An 18,025-nucleotide genomic window follows, 5' to 3' on the forward strand; every position below is an offset into this window, starting at 1 on the left:
TCCTAGTCAGTCGAGGTGTTGCCTGATCCAGACTGGGAGGCGTACTCGGGCGTGACCGAGGCGACCTTCCAGCTGATGCCGTCGCGCTTCATCGAGATGACGTAGTCCTGCTCCCCGCCCGAGGCGAGAGCGGCGGTGAGATGGACCGTCGAGTCGGTCATGGTCTGGTCGACCCCGTTGACGGAGACGGTGGCACCCGAGGGCAGGGCGTCGCTCATCTCCTGGATCTGCTCGGTCGAGGTGCCGCTCACGACGTAGGAGGCCAGGTCCGACCCGCTCGTCTTGGCGGCAAAGAGCTCCTCGGAGACGGCCTGCTGCGTGGGCCAGCCGTAGCCCCTCGTGTAGGCGAAGACCGAGGCACCCACGGCGAGCAGGAGCACGACGAGAATCGCGATGAAGACCTTGAGTCCCGTGTGGCGGTGCTTCTTCCTGACCTTGCGCTCCTTCTTGTCGGCGGCCATGAGGTCCTCCTCGGTGACCGAGAAGAAGCCCGTGTCCTCCGGAGACGGCATGAGCTCGCCCGAGGAGCCCGTGGGGTCGAGCGGGTCGTAGCCCGCCCCGTAGCCCGCGGCGGCGAGAAAGGCGTCGGTCTCGGAGGGGCGGCGATCGCCCAAGGAGGCCACGGCCTTACGCGCCGCGTCATAGGAGGCCTGGGCCTCCGGCGAGAACGTGAACGAGGTGTCGGAGGCGGCGTGCGCGAAGGCGTCCACGGCCTCGGACATGCGGTTTGCCGCGACGTAGGCCAAGCCGAGGTCGCACCAGACCCTCGACTGGCTCTCGAGCGGGGTCGTGAAGTCGAGCGCGGTGCGGTAGGCCTCGACGGCGTCGACGGAGCGACCGAGCCGCATGAAGCAGCTGCCCAGCTTGGAGAGGGACACGGCGGGCGCGGGGTTGGTCTCGTCGATGGCGGCGCTGCGGTAGGCGATGCCCGCGCTGCGCGCGTCGCCGGAGCGCTCATAGGCTGAGCCGAGAGCCAGGTAGGCCTTGTAGGGGGTCGCGTAGGAGGTGTCGGCCACGGACTCGGTGAGGGCCGCGATCGCCTCGGGGAGGTGCCCGGCGGCGAGCAGGGCGCGTCCGCGGTTGCAGCTGAGCGCCCCTCGCTTGCCGTAGGCGCCGTCGGCGAGCGCAGAGCCATAGGCCGCGGCCGCCGCGTCGAACTGCCCGAGCTTCATGTAGGCGTTGCCGCGCAGGTGGTCGACCTCGCCGGAGACCTCGCCGGGGCGGACGGCCTCGCCGAGGTGCGTCACGGCGCCCAGCCAGTCCGCGCTCTGGTAGGCGCGCTTTCCGGATTCGTATGCCTGTTGGTTCACGATGCCCTCCAAGACTGTGCGAGCGCGCGGCTAGGCGCGGCCGTGCTCGATTCTAACGGAGTTGATGGTGTCACCCTGGCGCAGCGCGCCGATGACGTCGGCGCCCTCGAGGGTGGTGCCGAAGACCGTGTAGCCCGAGTCGAGGCCGTGCTGGGCCCCGAGACAGAAGTAGAACTGGGAGCCCGCGGAGTCGGGGTCCGCCGAGCGGGCCATGGCCAGCGCGCGGTCGACGTGGGAGTTGCGCGGGTTGGTCGCGTACTCCTGGCGGATGCGGTAGCCGGGGCCGCCCGTGCCGGGAAGCCCGGTGGGACCGGAGGCCCCCGCGGCCACCTGCTCGCTCGTCATGTCGCGCGTGTGGGGGCAGCCCCCCTGGATGACGAAGCCGGGGACGTGGCGGTGGAACTTCAGGCCGTCGTAGAAGCCCGCCTCGGCAAGCTCGCAGAAGTTGGCGACGTGAACGGGGGCGCCCTCGGCGTCGAGCGCCACGCGGATGGTGCCCCGCGCGGTGTCGAACACGGCGACCTCGTCTCCCGTGGTCTTGTAGGACGGCGTGTAGAGCGGGTCTTGGATGAAGCCCATGTCCCCTCCTGATTCGAGCGTGGCGCATGCGCGTCCACCCTTTGGCTGTAACTATGCAATCTTAGCAGGAAGTCCGGTGTTTCACACATTTGGCAGACGTGGGCGACGTGCGACGCGCCCGGGCCTGCCCCCATGCGCACAACGACATGCGGGGGCCCGATCCGTGCGCAGAGGCAGGCTCGCCGCGAAGATGGGGGCCGAGCGCGGTGCGCCCGCGCAGCGGCCTAGGAGCTCTGGGGCTCCCAGGACGCGTAGCTCTGCGAGAAGAGCGTCGCGTAGCTCTGCGCGGCCTCCGCCGGGGCGAGGATCTTCTCGCGGTCGGAGACGGGGTCCGCCGAGGCGACGGAGATCGACCACGACCTGCCCAGGGCGTCGCAGCGGTTGCGCAGCCAGTTGCCGAGCGTCTCGAGGTTGTCGATCGTCGACGTGTAGGCGCCCGCGCCGTCGTCGAGCGACTGGATCTGCGAGATGAGGTTGGATACCTCGATCGAGAGGTCGGCCGCGTCGGCCTGGCCGGAGGCGCGCGCGTCGGCGTCGGCGGAGACGCCGTCGGAGCGCAGGCTCTCCTCGTTGGCGTCCACGCGCGCGGAGAGGTCCCCCAGGCTCTCGTAGGCCGCCGAGATGGCCGAGAAGACCTCGTCCGTGTCGGCGGTCGAGGCCGCGTCGGACGCGTCCGAGGAGGAGGCCGCCTCGGAGCGGTCCTGGCCGCTGAGCAGGTCAAGGAAGCCGGGAAAGCCCGACTGGGAGGTATCGGCGGGGGTCGTCGCCTTGGTCTGCGTGGCGTCGGGATCCCAGGGATGCGTGATCAGTAGGGTCGCCCCTCCCACCACCACGACGGCGGCGAGCGCCGCGAAGAGGAAGACGCGGGTGCGGGGCATGCGGTCGTGGCGGGCCGCCGGCGACGAGTCGGCGTCGCCGGCGGGGATGGCGCTCTCGATGCGGGTGATGACCCCCGTCTTGCCGGCGTCGTCGGCGAGCGCGCGCATCTCGCTCGTGTTTCCGATCTGGGGCAGGTCGAGGTCGCGTGTGGCGCGCGCCGCCGGCTCCCGGGGAAGGGCCGAGCCGCACTTGGGGCACGTCTCGGCGCCGGGGGCGACGAGCGCGCCGCAGGTTGGGCACCACGAGGCCTCGCCGAGCGATATCTTCTGCGTGAGCCCGAGGTCGGCGTGGCACCACGGGCAGCTGAGGGAGCCGTCCGGCACCCTCATGCCGCAGCTGGGACAGCGCATGGACGACACCTTCTCCCCCTCCACCTAGGCCAGATTGTCCAGGACGTACGGAAGAATACCACCCCGGGCGAGGAAGGCCCCCTCCATTGGGGTGTCGACGCGCACAACGCACGCGAAGCTGAAGGAAGTCTGGTCGCCGCGCGTGGCGCGCACCGTGAGCGTCCGGGGGCGGGGCAGCCCTCGGGAGAAGTCAACCGGTTCGAGGTCGAAGGTCTCCTCGCCCGTGATGCCGAGGCTCTGGGCGCCCTGGCCCTCCAGGAACTGGAGCGGCAGGATGCCCATCTGGACGAGGTTCGAGCGATGGATGCGCTCGAAGCTCTGCGCGATGACAGCTCGCACGCCCAGGAGCAGCGGGCCCTTGCCGGCCCAGTCTCGGCTCGACCCGGACCCGTAGAGCCTGCCGGCCACGACCACGAGGGGGACGCCGGCCTGCCGATAGCCCCGGGCCGCGTCGAAGATGGGCACGATCTCGCCAGAGGTGAGGTCCCGCGTCCAGCCGCCCACGCGACCCTCGGCGAGCGCGTTTCTGAGCTTGACGTTGGCGAAGGTGCCGCGCGCCATCACCTCGTGGTTTCCGCGCCTCGAGCCGTAGGTGTTGAAGTCCGCCGGTGCCACGCCGCGCTCCTCGAGGTAGCGCGCCGCCGGGGAGTCCTGCGCGATGGAGCCGGCCGGGGATATGTGGTCGGTCGTCACGAAGTCGCCGAGAAGCGCCAGCGCGCGGGCCCCCCTGACCTCGATGACGTCTGACGCGTGCGCGAGCTCGAAGTACGGGGCGCGCCTCACGTAGGTGGAGCCCCCGTCCCACGGGAAGGTCGCCGAGCGGGTGGCCTCGATCCTCCTCCAGGTGGCGGAGCCCTCGAAGAGACCGGCCGTCCCCTCGGCGTAGAGCGTCCGATCGAGGTGCGCGGACAGAAGGGCGCGCACCTCCTCGTCGGTGGGCATGAGCTCGCAGAGCATGACGGGCGCACCGTCCGCGCCCACGCCCACCGGCTCGCTCGTGAGGTCGACGTCGACGGTGCCGGCGAGCGCGTAGGCGACCACGAGGGCCGGCTGGCAGAGGTAGTTCTGGCTCACGTCGACAGAGATGCGCCCCTCGAAGTTGCGGTTCCCCGACAGGACGCTCGCGAGCTCAAGCTCGCCGGCGTGCGCCTTGAGGCAGGCCTTGATCTCCCCCGAGTTGCCGATGCAGCTCATGCACCCAAAGCCGCAGGTGAAAAAGCCCAGCTCCCGCAGGGGGCCCAGCAGCTCGCAGCGCTCGAGCAAAAGCTCGGTGGCGTGGCTTCCGGGCGCGAGGATCCTCTTGACCCAGGGCTTGGCAAGAAGCCCGCGCTCGCGGGCGCGGCGGGCGAGCAAACCCGCGGCGACCATCATGGCCGGGTCCGTGGCAGTGGTGCAGCTCGTGATCGCGGCGATGGCCACGGCACCATGGGCCAGGGGCCCCACCCCCTCCACCTCGACCGTCTGCCCGGGCGTGCGCCCGTTCGCGCGAGCGCAGGACTCGAAGCGCTCCTTGAGCCCCGCCACGCCCACGCGGTCGTGCGGGCGCGAGGGGCCGGCGAGCGAGGGCTCCACGCGGGCGAGGTCGAGCGCGAGCGTGCGCGCGTAGGTGCGGCCCGGGGCGTCGCCGAAGGTCCCCTGCGCCTCGAGGTAGGCGCGGGCGAACGCGACCTTCTGGGCGTCGCGGCCCGTGAGGGCGAGGTAGTCGCAGGTAACGTCGTCCACGGGGAAGAGGGTCGCGGTGGCCCCGTACTCCGGCGTCATGTTGGCCACGCAGGCGCGCTGCGTGGCGGACAGCGAGCGCGAGCCCGGCCCCGTGACCTCGACGAGCGCGCCGACGACGCCCTGGGCGCGCAGGAGCTCGGCCACGCTGAGGGCGAGGTCCATGCCCGAGACGCCAGCGCAAAGTGCGCCCTCGAGCCTGAGCTCGACGACGGGGGGCACGAGCAGGGAGATGGGCTGGCCGAGCGAGGCCGCCTCCGCCTCGATGCCGCCGACCCCCCAGCCCAGGACCCCCAGGCCGTTGGCCGTGGTGGTGTGAGAGTCAGTCCCCACGAGTGTGTCAAAGCAGGCCACGGGGAGCTCTTCTCTCGCCTGCGCATCGGTGGTCACGACCTCGCAGAAGCGCTCGATGTTAAGCTGGTGGCAGATGCCCTCGCCGGGGGGCACAATCTGGACGTTCTCGAACGAGGAGGCCGCCCACTTGAGAAACGAGAAGCGCTCGCGGTTGCGCGCAGCCTCGAGCTCCTGGTTCTTCTCGACGGCCGAAGGGCACTCGGCGACGTCGGCGATGACGGAGTGGTCGACGATGAGGGTGCACGGTATCTGTGGGTTGACGCGCATCGGGTCTCCCCCGCGCTCGACCATGGCGTCGCGCATGGCGGCGAAGTCCACGAAGACGGGGACGCCGGTGAAGTCCTGGAAGAGCACACGCGCCGGCATGAACGAGACCTCCGCCCCGGACGCGCCCGCGAGCCCGGCCGACACCACGGCGTCAGCCATGCGGATGGCGTCGTCGTCAGTCTCGGCGCGGCGCACCACGTTCTCGAGCAGGCACACGAGCGCGCGCGGGAGCCGCTCGGCACCGGGAATGGCGCCGACGCGATAGACGAGCCGCTCGATACCGGCCTCCTCGATGCGCACGGGCCGGCGCGCGGTGCGTACCGCGTCGCTAAAGTCCACGGTTTCTGCGATGGTCATGGGTGCCCTCCAGTCTGCTGACGAGGCGCGTAAAGCGCTCGTCCGTCTCGTAGCTCGCGAGCGAGCGATCGTAGAGCCAGTTGAAGAATGCCACCGCGGGAGCCCCGGCGGCAAGGGATACGACCACCATGTTAGTGCGGAGGTGAGCAATCTCGAAGAACGGGGCGTGGAGTATACACCCACCCGCAACAATGCCGATGACCACGGCGAGAAGAAGCACGCGCAGGGGGGTGAGGGGCTGGGAGATGCGCCAGATGAGCACCACACCCACGGCCGTCACCAAGATCGTGCCGACGGTCGAGATCTCCTCGAACGAGTAGCCCAGCGCGCGGGCGCAGACGAGCTCCACGAACAGGCCGCAGACGATGGCGGCCGAGGCGGGAAGCGAGCGCGCGAGCACGTTTGCCAGAAAGCCCCCGCGCACCCGCTCGTGGTTGGGCTCGAGCGCCAGGACGAAGGACGGCAGACCGATGATGGCCACCGAGATGAGCGACATCTGGATCGGGAGGAACGGGTAGGGCGGCATGATGATGCAGATGAGCGCGAGGGCCGCCGTGAAGACGGTCTTGACGAGGAAGAGCACGGCCGAGCGCTGCAGGTTGTTGATCGAGCGACGGCCCTCGGCGACGACCTCGGGCATGTGCGCGAAGTCGTTGTCGACGAGCACTATCTCCGAGACGTTACGCGCCGCGGCCGAGCCCGAGGCCAGGCAGACCGAGCAGTCCGCCTCGCGCAGGGCGAGCACGTCGTTCACGCCGTCGCCCGTCATGGCGACCGTGCGCCCGTGCTCGTGCAGGGCGCGGACCAGGTCGCGCTTCTGCTGCGGCGTCACGCGCCCGAAGACGCGACAGGTGCGCGCGGCCTCGGCGAGGGCCTCGGGCGTGCCGAGCGTGGTCGCGTCCACGAAGCGCTCCGCGTCGGGCACGCCGACGCGCGCGGCAATCGCCGAGACCGTGCGCGGGTCGTCCCCGGAGATAACCCTGAGCTCGACGCCCTGCTCGCGGAAGTAGCGCATGGTCTCGGCGGCCGTGTCGCGGATCTGGTCGCGTATGGCCACGCACCCGAGCAGGCGCACGTCCCCCTCGAGCCCACCGTCCGCGGAGAGGCCGGGGACCTCCCCGACCACGAGCACCCGCTCGGTCGCGTCGAAGGCCCGCGCGAGCGCATCGGCCTCGTGCGCGCGCTCGGCTCCGAGCACGAAGGATGCAGCTCCCATCACCAGGGCGCGACCGTCCTCGCAGACGCAGCCCGAGTACTTGCGCGCCGAGCAGAAGGCCACGCGACGCCGCGCGCTCAGCGCTCGCACGCCGCGCTCGGCGGCATAGCACAGAAGGGCGCGGTCCGTGTCGTTCGCGTCCTCCCGGTTCGCCGTCGAGATGCTGACGAGGGCGCACTCGGCATCGGCCTCGTCGACGCCCACGGCCGGGACGATCGAGGAGACCTCCATCTCGCCCGTGGTGATCGTGCCGGTCTTGTCGAGGCACAGCGTGTCCACGCGCGCGAGGGCCTCGACGCAGTAGAGCTGCTGGACGAGGACGTTTCTTCTCCCCAGGCGCGTCGTGGCGATGGCGAGGATGGAGGAGGTGAGCAGCATGAGCCCCTGTGGGATCATGCCGAGCACGGCGGCCACGGCGGCCAGGATCGCATCCTCGACCGTGGCGGCGTCCATGAGCAGCGTGCGCAGGAACAGCCCCAGGCCCAGGGGCACGAGCGCAACGCTGGCCAGCTTGATGATCGCCTGGAGGGTCTCAAGGATCTCGGAGGCCACGGGCTTGACGTACTTGGCCTCGGCGTTGATGCGCGCCGCGTAGCCTTCGGCGCCCACGCGGTTGACGCGGCACACGAGGCTGCCGGCGTCGAGGAAGCTCCCCGAGAGCAGCTCGTCCCCCGGGCCCTTGGAGACCGGCTTGGCCTCGCCCGTGAGCAGGCTCTCGTCGACGCTCACGTAGCCCGAGACGATGACGGCATCGGCGGGGACCTGGTCGCCGTGGGACAGGCGCACCAGGTCGTCCAGGACCAGGTCGTGGGGGTCGAGGGAGCGCTCGCCCTCGGCGCGGACGACCGTGACCTCCTGCTGCGTGAGGATCGTGAGCTTGTCGACCGTGCGCTTGGCGCGTAGCTCCTGCACGACGCCGATCAGGAGGTTCGCCGCGACCACGACCATGAAGAACAGGTTCTTGGGCTCGCCGGCCAGGATGACGAGAAGCGCCAGGGCCAGGTTCACGCCGTTGAAGAGCGTGAGGGTGTGCTCGGCCACGATCTCGCCGGTTGGCTTGGTCCTGACGTCGGTGTTCGCGTTCGTGCGCCCCGCGGCCACCCGCTCGGCCACCTCGGCCTCGCTGAGACCGGCGAGTCCGCCCTCTCTCTCTCGCATGCGCCCCTCTTCCCTCGCGTGTGCCGAGACCTGTCCGAAAGCCTTCTCATTCTCGCGGTTGCGCGTCCGCGCGCGCGGCGTCACGGGGCAACCTTACGAGAACGTCAGAATGATGCCACGAGCGGACGGAGGCCTCCCGCCGCGCCGCGCCCCCGGCATCTGCGACTTTTGTGAGAGCGCGGGTGAAATATATGCACCAAGTCTCGAGAACAACGGGGCATTCGAGAATCTCTATACATTCCAGCAGGCAGTGCTTTCACAAAAGTGAGAACTTATCGGCGCGAGAAGCCGAGCAGGTGAGGTCAGACGTCGGCGCGCAGCCGCCACCGCAGCGATTTTGGCGAGCTCCCCCGCCGAGCGCCCGATTGGGTATACTAGCTCACGCATTGCGCCCATAGCTCAGTGGATGAGAGCGTCTGCCTCCGGAGCAGAAGGTCGTGGGTTCGAATCCCCCTGGGCGCACCTGCATGCTTGCGCCCCGAACACCCTCCGGTGTCCGGGGCGCTTTTTTGTTCCCGCACAGGTTCTGCCCTGGGCCCCCGACTCCGAGCCCCTCACGAAGAGCTCGTCGTAGGCTTCGAGCGCCGGGACGCCCCACGTAACCGGCGCGCAACGACGCTATGATACTATCCACTAACTTTTCGCAGAAGAGCCACGGGAGAGCACAATGATCGCAGTCGTCAAGAACACGGCCACGCCCGAGCAGATCGCCCACTTCGTCGGGTGGATTGAGAGCAAGGGCCTCAAGACGGACATCTCCAGGGGAGACAACACCACCATCATCGGGCTGGTGGGTGACACCACGCTCATCGACCCCTACCTCATCGAGGGCATGGACATCGTCGAGCGCGTCCAACGCGTCTCGGAGCCGTTCAAGAAGGCCAACCGCAAGTTCCACCCGCACGACACCGTCATAGACTGCGGCCGCGGCGTCCTGGTGGGCGCCGGCCACTTCCAGGTCATCGCTGGCCCGTGCTCGGTCGAGGGCGAAAGCCTCATCCGCATCGCGCGCGAGGTCAAGGCCGCCGGCGCCACCATGCTGCGCGGGGGTGCCTACAAGCCCCGCACCTCCCCCTACTCCTACCAGGGCATGGGCACCGAGGGCCTCGACCTGCTCTGCGAGGCGCGCGCCGAGCTGGACATGCCCGTCGTGACCGAGATCATGGACCCGCGCGACGTGGGGGCGTTCCTAGACCGCAAGATCGAGGTCTGGCAGATAGGGGCCCGCAACTCCCAGAACTTCCCCCTGCTCAAGGAGGTCGGCAAGACCGACGCCGTCATCCTGCTCAAGCGCGGCATCGCCGGCACGATCGACGAGCTGCTCATGGCCGCCGAGTACGTCATGAGCGAGGGCAACCCCAACGTGATCGTCTGCGAGCGGGGCATCCGCTCCTTCGAGACCCGCACGAGGAACACCTTCGACCTTAACGCCGTGCCGGTGCTGCACGACCTCACGCACCTACCCGTCTGCGCCGACCCGAGTCACGCGACCGGCCACACGCGCTACGTGGGCCCCATGGCGCTGGCCGCCACGGCAGCAGGGGCCGACTGCCTAGAGATCGAGGTGCACGACGACCCCAAGCACGCCTGGTCGGACGGTGCCCAGGCGCTCACGCCCGCGCAGTTTGCCGACACCATGACTCGCGTCGCCAAGGTGCGCGAGGCAATCATGATGGAGGTCGAGTAGCCCATGGCGCAAGACGCTCAGAGCCCCGCCGAGAAGAGCGGCGTCGTCGCCGGGCGCGTGGGCGTCGTGGGCCTCGGGCTCATCGGCGGCTCAATCGCCCGTGCGCTGTCACGCGCAGGCCGCGAGGTCTACGCTCTCGACCTCGACGAGGACATCGAGCGCTTCGCGGCCATAGAGACCACGGCCGGCACGCTCACCGACGAGCTCGTGGGCACCTGCGAGCTCGTCGTGCTCGCCTGCTACCCTGAGGGCTGCGTGGACTGGCTGCACGCGCACGCCGACCTCGTGAGCGCGCACGCCATCGTCATCGACACGGGCGGCGTCAAGCGCTCGGTCTGCGAGCCCTGCTTCGAGATCGCGCGCGCGGCCGGCATCACCTTTCTGGGATGCCACCCCATGGCCGGCACGCAGTTCTCCGGCTACGCGCACTCCCGGGCAGATATGTTCGAGGGCGCGCCCCTGGTCGTGTGCCCGCCGCCCGAGGTGCGCGGCGTGACCTGCCTCGCGCTCGTCGACCGCCTCGAGGGCCTGTTGGCCCCCTGCGGCTTCGGGCGCCTCACCGTCACCACACCCGAGCGCCACGACGAGGTCATCGCCTACACCTCGCAGCTCGCCCACGTGGTCTCCAGCGCCTACGTCAAGAGCCCCACGCTCGCGCGGCACGAGGGGTTCTCGGCGGGGTCGTACAAGGACCTCACGCGCGTGGCACGGCTCAACCCCCAGATGTGGTGCGAGCTGTTCCTGGACGACGCCGACAACCTCGCATCCGAGATCGGCACCCTCGTGGGCGCGCTCAACCGCTACAAGGAGGCCCTCGAGGCGCGCGACGCCGAGCGCCTCACCGAGCTCCTCGCCGAGGGGGACCGCCTCAAGCGCTCCGACGAGAGGGAGGACGAGGTCTGATGACACTCGAGAACAAACAATGTGCCGAGAAGAGCGTCATCCACGTGGACACGAGCTCGCGCCCCTATGATGTCCACGTGGGTGCCGGGAACCTCTGCCAGCTGGGAGCGATCGCCCGTGCCAGCGCAGGCGGCGCGCGCTGCTGCGTGATCTCGGAGACCAACGTTGCCCCCCTCTACGCGGACGCGGCCGAGAAGTCCCTCGCCGCCGCCGGCTACGACGTCGCCGAGCGCCTCGTCTTCGCGGCCGGGGAGGGCTCCAAGCGACTCCCCGTCCTCGCCGACCTGCTCGAGGGCCTCGCCGCGCGCGAGCTCGGGCGCGCAGACGTCGTCATCGCCCTGGGCGGCGGCGTCACCGGAGACATCGCGGGGCTCGCGGCCGCGCTGTACCTGCGCGGCTGCGAGGTCGTCCAGGTTCCCACGTCGCTGCTCGCGATGGTCGACTCGTCGGTCGGTGGCAAGACCGCCGTTGACCTGGCGGCCGGCAAGAACCTCGTGGGGGCCTTCTGGCAGCCCGCGGCCGTCGTGGCCGACGTGCGCTGCCTCTCCACGGTCTCGCCTGCGCTGCTCACGGACTCCTGCGGCGAGGTGATAAAGCACGCGGTCCTCGACGACGCCGCGCTCCTCGACGAGCTCGCGCGAAGCCCCCTCAACGGCCCCGAGACCGACGAGAGCCGCATGGCCCGGGTGGTCGCGAGAAACGTCTCCATCAAGAGGGACGTCGTCGCGGCCGACGAACGCGAGAGCGGCCTGCGCCAGACGCTCAACCTCGGCCACACGATCGGCCACGCCATCGAGGCCGCGAGCGACTTCTCGCTCGGCCACGGATCCTGCGTCGCGGCGGGCCTGTGCTGCATGGCGCGCGCCTCCGAGCGCAGGGGGTGGTGCTCGCCGCAGACCTGCGAGCGCATCGAGCGCTGCGTGATCGCTCACGGCTTGCCCGCGGACACCGAGCTTTCCCACGACGTCCTCATGGGCTATGTCGCCCACGACAAGAAACGTCACGGTGCCACGGTCAGCATCGTCGTGCCCGAGGAGATCGCCCGCGTCCGCCTGCGCACCGTAAGCCTCGAGGAGCTGGCACAGCTCGTGGAGCTCGGCTGCGGGGTGCGAGGCGCATGAACCTCGTCATCGACCCCGGAGCCCTGACGGGCGAGGTCCGGGCGCCCTCGTCCAAGTCGGAGGCGCACCGCCTGCTCATCTGCGCCGCCCTCTCGGCGGACACCACCGACGTCGACTGCGCGACCACCTCGGCCGACATCGACGCCACCGTCTCGTGCCTCGAGGCCCTCGGCGCGCACGTGGCCCGCACGAGGCGCGGCTTTCGCGTGGTGGGCCTGCCCCGCGACGCCTCGGGGCGGCCCCGTCCCGCGCAGGGCGCGCTTCTCGACTGCGGCGAGTCCGGCTCCACCCTGCGCTTCCTTTTGCCCGTCGCCTGCGCCCTCGGCGCCGAGGCGCGCCTCACGGGCCGCGGTCGGCTCCCTGAGCGGCCACTCTCCCCGCTCTACGAGGGGCTCGTCGCCCACGGCTGCGAGCTCTCGGCGCAGGGGCGGATGCCGCTCGCCACGGGGGGCCGCCTGGGGGCCGGCCGCTTCGAGCTGCCCGGAGACGTCTCGTCGCAGTACGTGAGCGGTCTGCTCATGGCGGCCCCCCTCACCGGCGGCGCCGTCGAGGTCCTGGTGAGCGAGCCGGTCGAGTCGCGCCCGTACGTGGGCCTGACCATGGACGCGCTGTCCCGTTTCGGCGTCGAGGTGGGCGAGGGGCCCGCGACCACCAAGGGCGGCAGCCCCGCGCGGCTCTTCGTCGTCGACGCACCGTGCGGCTTCGTCTCCCCCGGCACGGTCGAGGTGGGCGGGGACTGGTCCAACGCCGCGTTCTGGCTCGCGGCCGGCGCCCTGGGCGCCGACGGCGTCGCCGTCACCGGTGCAGACGTGCAGAGCGCACAGGGCGACCGCCAGATCCTGGGGGCCCTGGCCCTGCTCGGCGCGCGCATCGTGCGCAGCAGGGCCAGCGTGGCCTGCGCCCCGGACCACCTGGCGGGGCGCATCCTCGACGTGAAGAGCTGCCCCGACCTCGTGCCTCCCCTGGCCGCGGTGGCCGCCGTCGCCACGGGCACCACGCACGTCGTGGGGGCCGCGCGGCTGCGCCTCAAGGAGTCCGACCGCCTTGCCACCGTCTCGGCCGCCGTCAACGCCCTGGGCGGGTGCGCCGAGGTCACGGGCGACGGCCTTGTCATAGAGGGCACCGACGAGCTCGCCGGCGGCACCGTCGACGCCGCCAACGACCACCGCATCGCCATGATGGCCGCCGTTCTCGCCACGCGCTGCTCGGGCCCCACCACCATCGTGGGCGCCGAGTGCGTCTCCAAGTCGTATCCCGCCTTCTTCGAGGACTTCGCCACCCTGGGCGGAGCCGTCAGAAAGGAGAGCTGATGCCGTCTTCTCTGGGCTGCGCCCTCAAGGTCACGATCTTCGGCCAGTCCCACTCCGCCGCCGTCGGATGCGTCATCGAGGGCCTGCCAGCCGGCCTGCGCGTGGACCAGGGGGCCCTCGCGGCCTTCGTGGCCCGGCGCGCCCCCGGCAAGGCCCCCTGGGGCACCCCGCGCAAGGAGCCAGACGTCCCGCGCATCGTGAGCGGCCTCAACCCACGCGGCGAGACCTGCGGCGCGCCCCTGGCCGCCCTCATCGAGAACACCAACACGCGCTCGGCCGACTACAACAACCTCATGGCCGTCCCGCGCCCGGGCCACGCCGACTTCGCCGCCTGGGCCAAGTGGCACGGCGCCCAGGACGTCCCCGGGGGCGGGCACTTCTCGGGTCGCCTGACCGGGCCCCTGTGCCTGGCAGGGGGTCTGGCCCTGCAGTGGCTCGCCACCCAGGGCGTCGACGTGCGCGCCCACGTCGCCGAGCTCGCGGGCATCGCCGACGAGCCCCTCCGCGCCCTCGACAACTCCCCCGCCGCCCAGGCCGAGCTCGCCCGCCAGATGGCAGCGCTAGCCGACGGCCGTGACTTCCCCACGATCGACGAGGGGGCCGGACGGCGCATGGCCGAGGCCGTCATGGACGCCCGCTCGAAGAAGGACACCGTGGGCGGCGTCATCGAGTGCGTGGCCACGGGGCTTCCCGCCGGCGTGGGCTCGCCCATGTTCGACGGCATGGAGAACACCCTCGCGCGCGCCCTGTTTGGCATCCCCACGGTCAAGGGCGTGGAGTTCGGGCGCGGCTTCGAGGTCGCGCGCCTGCGCGGAACCCAGAACAACGACCCCTACGAGGTGCGCGACGGCACCTGCGTGCCGGCCACCAACAACGCCGGGGGCATCCTCGGCGGCATCACCACGGGCGCGCCCCTGCACGTGCGCTGTGCCCTCAAGCCCATCTCGAGCGTGATGGTCGAGCAGGACTCCGTCGACCTGACCACCATGGAGCCCGCCAAGCTCAAGATCCATGGCCGCCACGACACCACCGCCGTCATCCGCGCCGTCCCCGTGGTCGAGGGCGTCTGCGCCCTGGCCGTGGCCGACGCGCTTCTCGCCTGGCCCGCCGAGTAGGCACGTCCCCGCACGCCCCCGCTTCCCCTGAAAGGCCTTGAGACCATGGCAGAACTTCCCGAGCTCAGACAGGACATCGATCGTATCGACGCCCAGATATTCCGGCTCTTCGCCGAGCGCGCCGACACCTCCGAGGGCATCGCCGCCTACAAGAGGGAGCACGGCCTACCCGTCTTCGACCCCACGCGCGAGCGGCAGAAGGTCGCCGGGGCCAGCGAGGGCGTCCCCGCCGACCTCAGGACCTACGCCCAGGTCCTCATGGAGCTCCTCATGGAGGCCTCCCGCGCCCGCCAGCACGCGCTTCTCGACGCGGGCGAGAAGGACGACACCACGGCGCGCATCGCGGACGCCCGCGCGCGCACGCCCGAGCTCTTCCCGCCGAGCTCCCACGTGGCCTGCCAGGGGGTCGAGGGCGCCTACTCGCAGATCGCGACCGAGCGCTTCTTCCGACATCCCTCCATCAGCTACTTCGACTCCTTCGAGGGGGTCTTCCGCGCGGTCGAGCAGGGCTTCTCCGACTACGGCGTGCTGCCCGTGGAGAACTCCACGGCCGGCTCGGTCAACGAGGTCTTCGACCTCATGATGGAGCACTCCTTCTCCGTGGTGCGCACCACGCGCGTCAAGATCGACCACAACCTCCTGGCCAGGCCCGGGACCACCCTGTCGGAAGTGCGCGACGTCTACAGCCACGAGCAGGCCATCAACCAGTGCGGGGCCTTTCTCGCCGGGCTCGACGGGGTGCGCGTCCACGTCTGCGAGAACACCGCGATGGCCGCCCGCCAGGTGGCCGAGTCCGACCGCGCGGACGTGGCCGCTCTCTCGTCGCGCTCCTGCGCCGGCCTCTACGGCCTCGACGTCCTCGCCGAGTCGGTCCAGGACCGCGACAACAACTACACCCGCTTCGCCTGCATCTCCAAGAGGCTCGAGATCTACCCCGGGGCCAACCGCACCTCGCTCATGATCGTGCTCCCCCACGCCCCCGGCTCCCTCTACAAGCTGCTCGCCAAGTTCTACGCCCTCGACATCAACATCCTGAAGCTCGAGAGCCGCCCCATCCCCGAGCGCGACTTCGAGTTCATGTTCTACTTCGACGTCGACTGCCCCGTGGCCGCGCCCGAGTTCTCCACGCTCATGTCCACGATCGGCAGCCTCTGCCAGGAGTGCCGCTACCTGGGCAGCTACGCGGAGGTGCTCTGATGAGCGAGAAGTCCGCCGTCCCGTACGGCCTCGTGGGGCGCACGCTCGGGCACAGCTGGTCGCCTCAGATCCACGCGCGCCTGGGCTCCGCGCCCTACGACCTCTTCGAGCTGGAGCCCGACGAGCTCGCCGGCTTCGTCCGCGGCGGCTCCTGGGCGGGCCTCAACGTCACCATCCCCTACAAGCACGAGGCCGCGCTTCTCGCTGACGTTCGCTCGACGCGCGTGGAGCGCCTCGGCGCGGCCAACACCCTCGTGCGCCAACAGGACGGCTCCGTCCTGGCCGAGAACACCGACGTGCTCGGCTTCTCCTGGATGCTCGAGCGCTTCTGCCGGCGCGAGCTCGCGGGCGCACCCGCCGACGTGCTCGGGGGGCGCGACGTGCTGGTCCTGGGCGACGGGGGCGCCTCGAGCGCCGTGCGCGCGGCGCTCGAGGATGACGCCCGCGCACGGGTGAGCGTCATCTCGCGCCATGGGAGGGACACCTACGACACGCTCCTCGAGCGCCATGCCGATGCCGCCCTCGTAGTGAACGCCACCCCCGTGGGGATGTACCCGTCGTGTCCCGCCTCGCCCCTCTCCGCCCAGACGCTCGACGGCCTCACGGGGCTTCTCGGCGTGCTGGACGTCGTGTACAACCCGGCCCGCACGGGGCTGTGCCTGGCCGCCGAGAGGCGCGGCCTGCCCTTCGAGAGCGGTCTTTCCATGCTCGTCGCCCAGGCGTTCCGCTCAAGCGAGCTCTTCCAGGGCCGCGCGCTCGACGACGCGCTCGTGGGGCGGATTGCGGGCGAGATCTTCGCGCAGACGGAGAACGTGGTGCTCATCGGCATGCCGGGGGCGGGCAAGACGAGCTGCGGCCGGCGCTTCGCGCGCCTCTTGGGCCGTCCCTTCGTGGACGTCGACGAGGTCATCTCCACCGAGCAGGGCCGCAGGCCCGGCCAGATCATCCGCGAGGACGGCGAGAAGGCCTTTCGTGCCCTCGAGTCCGCGGCCACCGGTCGCTACGGCGCGCGCTCGGGCCTGGTCATCGCCTGCGGAGGCGGCGTCGTCACCCGCCCCGAGAACTATGACCTGCTGCACCAGAACGGTCGCATCGTCTTTCTGGACCGTCCGCTCGCCGAGCTGAGCGCGCAGGGACGCCCCCTGTCGCAGGCCCGCGGCGTCGAGCAGCTCGCCGCCGAGCGCATGGGGTCCTATCGGGCGTGGGCGGACATCGTCGTGTCCTGCACCGGGTCCCCCGCCTCCGACGCGGAGCTGATCGCAAGCCTCCTGCGCGTCTAGCCGAGCGGTACCGCCGCCCCGTCCGCCGCGCCGCTCGGCGGTATGGCTTGTGCGCGAACAAGCGGCACGTATACTGGGGCGGAAAAACCAATCGGGGGTAGTCGCGCGACAGGTGAGTGGACGGGGCCCTAGCTCGCGATTCGATAGCAGGAGGGGATCGCGGAGTGAACATGCAGCAGATAGCGGAAGAGGTTCTTGCGGCGGTGGGTGGCAAGGACAACGTCAGGGCGAACGACATCTGCATGACCCGCCTCAGAATCCTCACCGAGGACCCCTCCCTCGTGGACACCGACATGCTCTCCTCCGCCCGGGGCGTCCTGGGCTTCGTGCGCCGCGGGACCAACGGCCTCGAGGTCGTCTTCGGTCCCGGCAAGGCCGAGGCCGTCCAGGAGGCGCTCGTGGGCCTCACGGGCATCGAGCCCTCCGACGAGGTCTTCGACGCGCTGAGGGGTGCCCCCGCGTCGTCGCTGCACGTCCACATCGCGCCCAACCCCCTGCGGCGCGCGGCGGACGCCCAGCGCACGGGGCAGCAAAAGGCGACCCTGCAGCTCGCGAAGGACGACGAGACAGACGTCAGCGAGCTGATGAGCATGCTCGACAAGATGGGCCCCGCTAGCGAGAAGGCCCCCTCCGACGAGCCGGACGCTTCCGGGGACGACGGAGGCCTCCGCGCGCGCGTGCTCGTGATCAACGGGCCCAACATCAACATGCTCGGCATCCGAGAGCCCGACATCTACGGGCACGACACCTATCAGGCCCTGCTTAAGACCTGCCGCGAGGCGGCACTCGAGGCGGGCTTCTCCGAGTGCTCCTGCTTCCAGTCCAACCACGAGGGCGACCTCGTCGACGCCATCCAGGACGCCTACGACGACTACGACGGGATCGTCATCAACCCCGGTGCCTACACGCACACCTCGGTCGCGATCCTCGACGCCGCCAAGGCCGTCGCTCTTCCCATGGTCGAGGTGCACATATCCAAAATCGACGAGCGTGAGGAGTTTCGCCAGGTCTCCTACATCCGCGCCGCGTGCTTCGAGACGATCGCGGGCATGGGCATCGAGGGATACCGCAGGGCCCTCTTCGACCTGGCCAAAAGGATCGGGCTCTAGGGCTCCGGGTTTGAGGGGCACTCCGGTCCGTCGCCCGTCCCCTCTCCGTGCCGTCGCCCCTTCTTGGATTGGGGCAAGTTTTTGATGTTCAGCCCTTCTCAGTGTTTCAAACGT

At 70.4% G+C, this 18,025-nt stretch carries 13 protein-coding genes and 1 tRNA gene; 9 read left to right on the forward strand and 5 right to left on the reverse strand.

What is annotated here, in order from left to right:
- Positions 1 to 2: 2 nt before the first annotated feature.
- From INP52_RS05460 to INP52_RS05480, 5 genes are all read right to left on the reverse strand, one after another.
- Complete coding sequence (locus tag INP52_RS05460; RefSeq protein ID WP_194369759.1) at positions 3 to 1,310, reverse strand: tetratricopeptide repeat protein; 1,308 nt, start codon at positions 1,308 to 1,310, stop codon at positions 3 to 5.
- Positions 1,311 to 1,340: 30 nt separating this feature from the next.
- Complete coding sequence (locus INP52_RS05465; protein ID WP_194369760.1) at positions 1,341 to 1,889, reverse strand: peptidylprolyl isomerase; 549 nt, start codon at positions 1,887 to 1,889, stop codon at positions 1,341 to 1,343.
- A 224-nt stretch (positions 1,890 to 2,113) separates the two neighbouring features.
- Entirely contained in the window at positions 2,114 to 3,118 is a 1,005-nt protein-coding gene (locus tag INP52_RS05470; RefSeq protein ID WP_194369762.1) for a zinc ribbon domain-containing protein, read from the reverse strand.
- Between the two features lie 24 nt (positions 3,119 to 3,142).
- Positions 3,143 to 5,815, reverse strand: coding sequence for an aconitate hydratase AcnA (gene acnA / locus INP52_RS05475; protein WP_194369764.1), 2,673 nt, complete (start codon positions 5,813 to 5,815; stop codon positions 3,143 to 3,145).
- Positions 5,787 to 8,189, reverse strand: coding sequence for an HAD-IC family P-type ATPase (locus INP52_RS05480; protein WP_194369766.1), 2,403 nt, complete (start codon positions 8,187 to 8,189; stop codon positions 5,787 to 5,789). Before INP52_RS05480 ends, acnA begins: the two co-directional genes overlap by 29 nt.
- Before the next feature lie 388 nt (positions 8,190 to 8,577).
- On the opposite strand from INP52_RS05480, the gene INP52_RS05485 reads away from it, so the two are divergent.
- From INP52_RS05485 to aroQ, 9 genes are all read left to right on the forward strand, one after another.
- Positions 8,578 to 8,651: transfer RNA gene (locus tag INP52_RS05485), tRNA-Arg, on the forward strand.
- A gap of 205 nt (positions 8,652 to 8,856) precedes the next feature.
- Positions 8,857 to 9,876, forward strand: coding sequence for a 3-deoxy-7-phosphoheptulonate synthase (gene aroF, locus INP52_RS05490; protein WP_194369768.1), 1,020 nt, complete (start codon positions 8,857 to 8,859; stop codon positions 9,874 to 9,876).
- A gap of 3 nt (positions 9,877 to 9,879) precedes the next feature.
- Positions 9,880 to 10,779: a prephenate dehydrogenase gene (locus INP52_RS05495; protein ID WP_194369770.1), complete on the forward strand. Its 900-nt coding sequence runs from the start codon at positions 9,880 to 9,882 to the stop codon at positions 10,777 to 10,779.
- Positions 10,779 to 11,900, forward strand: coding sequence for a 3-dehydroquinate synthase (gene aroB, locus INP52_RS05500; RefSeq protein ID WP_194369772.1), 1,122 nt, complete (start codon positions 10,779 to 10,781; stop codon positions 11,898 to 11,900). The genes INP52_RS05495 and aroB overlap by 1 nt, the downstream gene beginning before the upstream one ends.
- Entirely contained in the window at positions 11,897 to 13,210 is a 1,314-nt protein-coding gene (gene aroA / locus INP52_RS05505; protein WP_194369774.1) for a 3-phosphoshikimate 1-carboxyvinyltransferase, read from the forward strand. Before aroB ends, aroA begins: the two co-directional genes overlap by 4 nt.
- Complete coding sequence (gene aroC, locus INP52_RS05510; protein WP_194369776.1) at positions 13,210 to 14,325, forward strand: chorismate synthase; 1,116 nt, start codon at positions 13,210 to 13,212, stop codon at positions 14,323 to 14,325. The genes aroA and aroC overlap by 1 nt, the downstream gene beginning before the upstream one ends.
- Positions 14,326 to 14,370: 45 nt before the next feature.
- The gene (locus INP52_RS05515) at positions 14,371 to 15,522 is read left to right on the forward strand and encodes a bifunctional chorismate mutase/prephenate dehydratase (protein ID WP_194369779.1); all 1,152 of its coding nucleotides are present in this window, start codon (positions 14,371 to 14,373) and stop codon (positions 15,520 to 15,522) included.
- A complete protein-coding gene (locus INP52_RS05520) occupies positions 15,522 to 16,802 on the forward strand; it encodes a shikimate kinase (RefSeq protein WP_194369781.1) in 1,281 nt (426 codons plus the stop codon). The genes INP52_RS05515 and INP52_RS05520 overlap by 1 nt, the downstream gene beginning before the upstream one ends.
- A gap of 170 nt (positions 16,803 to 16,972) precedes the next feature.
- Complete coding sequence (gene aroQ / locus INP52_RS05525) at positions 16,973 to 17,911, forward strand: type II 3-dehydroquinate dehydratase (RefSeq protein ID WP_194369783.1); 939 nt, start codon at positions 16,973 to 16,975, stop codon at positions 17,909 to 17,911.
- Positions 17,912 to 18,025: the final 114 nt, after the last annotated feature.

The sequence above is a fragment of the Thermophilibacter immobilis genome (genome assembly GCF_015277515.1).
GTDB lineage: Bacteria > Actinomycetota > Coriobacteriia > Coriobacteriales > Atopobiaceae > Thermophilibacter > Thermophilibacter immobilis.